Genomic DNA, 1984 nt, shown 5'->3' with positions numbered 1-1984 from the left:
CGTCCCATATGATGTTTGGGCAGCATGGGTTCTATGATGGCCCATTCTGCATCTGTTACTTCATAACGATGAATCGTCATGCTATCACTTCCTTGCACTGCCTATGATAGAATCCTTTTGTGTCTTTTTCTTGTCTTTTTAACACTTTTTTGGGCGTTTTTGAGTTTTCAGATACACCCTAGGCCCTATGAAAAGCTTCTATGTTGGGCAATATTTGCGTGCTCTATCTTGATAAATTCAACTTTACTTTAGTTTAAGTTTACATATGGTTTCTGGTAAAGTCAATCATTTTCAGAAAAGAACTTTCATATACAAGAAAAGCTTGCATTGGCAGATCCACCTTCTCATCTTTTCAGATGAACGGCGCCGCTTTGATAATTGAAATTTATTGTAATCAAATAAAAAGGGTGCGCCCCGAAGGACGCACCCAAACTGAAAAAGCTGTGTATGGATGGCAGGGCGTTCCCTATCGGGAACGTCCTGCTTTTCTTTTGCCGAACAGCGGGCCTGCTCTGCCTGCCATGCGGCAAAGGCTTTCTGGTCCTCCTCATTGCTGAAGCTTTCCAGAATCGCCGGATAAAAACATCGGGCCAGCCGCTCGATGACTTCGTCCGGATAACAAGAGTGGTTTACAGCTTTTTTCTTTTTGTTCAACGACACCTCCTGTTCTGGTCCACACACCCAGTTGATCGGAAGCTTTGAAACTTCCCATGTGGAAAAGCCGGCGTTCATCCTTTAAAAGCCGGTAAATTTTACAAGCAGGAATTCAAAAATACCCGCCCGATCCGCCCTCCCGCCCGGATGTGCCCGGAAACGCCCTCTCGGGCAGGTCTCAGGGCGGCAAAGCGGGCGGATGAGATTTCCAAAAGCAGACGATAATACAATAAAAATCAAGTCTACTGCCGAGATCCGGGCGCGTAGGGCGGGAAATTTTCGCTTCCCGCATCATTTCAGATGGCGGGCGGAATCCGGGCGCATCTGCTTGCCTTGATCGTGCCTTGCCGGAGCTAGCTGAAAGAAAAGCTAGGCAGATTGTTCACGCTTTTATTCCGTCATACCTGACAGGTCAAAGCCCAACGCCGCCAGATACGCAAGATGCTTTTCAAGAATAGCCTGTACCCCTTTCCTCTGTTCCGGGGACGTAAACAGCGTAGGCATTTGCTTGAAGATGGTGTTCCAACATTCTTGCATGGCGGCTGCGGCATCGGCAAGCTGGCTGTAAACGGAGGAAGTTTCCTCAGGAACTGGCTTGCTTTCACTTGGTTGTGATGCCAACAGCGGTTTGCTTGATGCACTTTTCTCTGTCTGAAACAATTTCTGCTTGGCGGCAGGCTTTGCTCTGGACTGGGGGTTTTTGATCTGCTCCAGAAGGGCATCATAATCCTCCGGCCTGGTCTTGGCCAAACGCTCAAAGAGTGCGTCCGGCGCCTTCAAATCACCCGAAAGGACCTGCCGCCGGATGCCGGGACACAACTCCTCTGCGAGGTCCACGCCTGCGGCGAACAGTGCCGCCCGACGGACAGCGCTGGCGCTGATATGGTTTTCCCGTGCGATCCGCTCACAGGTTTTCTCGGGGGTCTGCTGGTGTTCATTTTGAACACCAGCAGATAGAACCGGGAGTGTGTGCTGATTTCCATGAAATCCATCAGCCTGCTTTTCAGCGTCGTACTGCTTGCCCACCAGAAACTTTTTCTGTTCGGGCGTCAGGTTCCGGCGACCCAGCTGATGTTTGCAAATCCAGACCAGAACTTCATCTCTTGTTTCCAATTCCAAGTCCCGGATGCTGCACGGAATTTCTGGATGGCTTTGCAGAATTTCATAGCGGTTGTGCCCGTCCACAATGGTGCCGTTCCAAACAAGGATCGGGGCCAGCAGCTCCCCTTCTGCCAAAATGTTTTCTTCCAGCTGCTTGCGTTCATCTTGGGTCAGGGGCGGAATCTGTGCCTTGAATTCGGGGTCAATGTGCAATGTCTGTGTCATGCAG

General features: G+C 50.2%; 2 protein-coding genes. Both read right to left on the bottom strand.

Annotated features, from left to right (window positions below):
* Positions 1–291 precede the first annotated feature (291 nt).
* On the bottom strand, positions 292–654 hold the full coding sequence (locus B5E67_RS15240) for a transposase (RefSeq protein ID WP_242957061.1): 363 nt from the start codon (positions 652–654) through the stop codon (positions 292–294).
* A gap of 390 nt (positions 655–1044) precedes the next feature.
* Complete coding sequence (locus tag B5E67_RS15235; protein WP_087385922.1) at positions 1045–1980, bottom strand: hypothetical protein; 936 nt, start codon at positions 1978–1980, stop codon at positions 1045–1047.
* Between the last annotated feature and the right edge of the window lie 4 nt (positions 1981–1984).

The organism is Faecalibacterium sp. An122 (assembly GCF_002160895.1).
Taxonomy (GTDB): domain Bacteria; phylum Bacillota; class Clostridia; order Oscillospirales; family Ruminococcaceae; genus Faecalibacterium.
Note: the sequence above shows the minus strand (reverse complement) of the source record. Positions and strands in the feature narration are given on the sequence as shown.